Raw genomic sequence first — 1,180 nt, forward strand, 5'->3', positions numbered from 1 at the left:
CGCCGGATGGTGTTGAGTTTGGTGATGAGGGGGGCGATGGTGCGGCCCTCGCGTTCGGCCGCTTCCCAGTCACGGTGCCTGAGCTGGTATTTCTCGGAGTCGAGGTACTCCTCGCCGCCCTCGCGCAGGGGGGTGTTCTCGCAGAGTTCGTAGCCGCTGTAGATGCCCCAGGCGGGGGAGAGGGTGGCGGCCAGGACGGCGCGGACCTCGAAGGCGGCACGTCCGCCGTGCTGGAGGTAGGCGTGCAGGATGTCGGGGGTGTTGGCGAAGAAGTTGGGCCGCATGAAGGAGGCGGCGTCCCCCGCCAGTTCGGTCAGGTACTCCGTCAGTTCCTGCTTGCTGTTGCGCCAGGTGAAGTAGGTGTAGGACTGCTGGAAACCGATCTGGGCCAGGGTGTGCATCATCGCGGGACGGGTGAACGCCTCCGCCAGGAAGATCACATCGGGGTCGGCGCGGTTGATCTCGCCGATCACCCGCTCCCAGAACACCACCGGCTTGGTGTGCGGGTTGTCCACCCGGAAGATCCGCACCCCGGTGTCCATCCAGTGCCGCAGCACCCGGCAGGTCTCGGCGACCAGGCCGTCCAGGTCGGCGTCGAAGGCGATGGGGTAGATGTCCTGGTACTTCTTCGGCGGGTTCTCCGCATAGGCGATCGAGCCGTCCGGGCGGTGGTGGAACCACTCCGGGTGCTTGTGCACCCAGGGATGGTCCGGCGAGCACTGCAGCGCGAAGTCCAGCGCCACCTCCAGCCCCAGCTGACCGGCCCGGCGCACGAAACGGGCGAAGTCCTCCAGCGTCCCCAGCCGCGGGTGCACCGCGTCGTGGCCGCCCTCGGGGGAACCGATCGCCCACGGCACCCCGACGTCGTCCGGGCCGGCGTCCAACGTGTTGTTGGGGCCCTTGCGGAAGGTGGTGCCGATCGGGTGGATCGGCGGCAGGTAGACCACGTCGAAGCCCATCGCGGCGATCGCGGGCAGCCGCCGGGCGGCGGTCTCGAAGGTGCCGTGCGGCCGCTCGGGGGTGCCCTCGGAGCGCGGGAAGAACTCGTACCAGGCCCCGTACAGCGCCCGCTCGCGCTCCACCAGCAGCGGCAGCGGATCACTGCTGGTCACCAGCTCCCGCAGCGGATGCCGGGCCAGCACCGCCTCCACCTCCGGCGTCAACGCCGCCGCCAACCGGG

At 69.7% G+C, this 1,180-nt stretch carries 1 protein-coding gene; it reads right to left on the minus strand.

All coding sequences use genetic code 11. The features are described from left to right. Positions 1-1,180: maltotransferase domain-containing protein (locus ACH4VX_RS35605; RefSeq protein ID WP_398373474.1), on the minus strand; the 1,180-nt coding region annotated here is incomplete at both ends.

Origin of the sequence: Streptomyces sp. NPDC020731 (assembly GCF_044334705.1) — a bacterium.
Classification (GTDB): Bacteria; Actinomycetota; Actinomycetes; order Streptomycetales; family Streptomycetaceae; genus Streptomyces.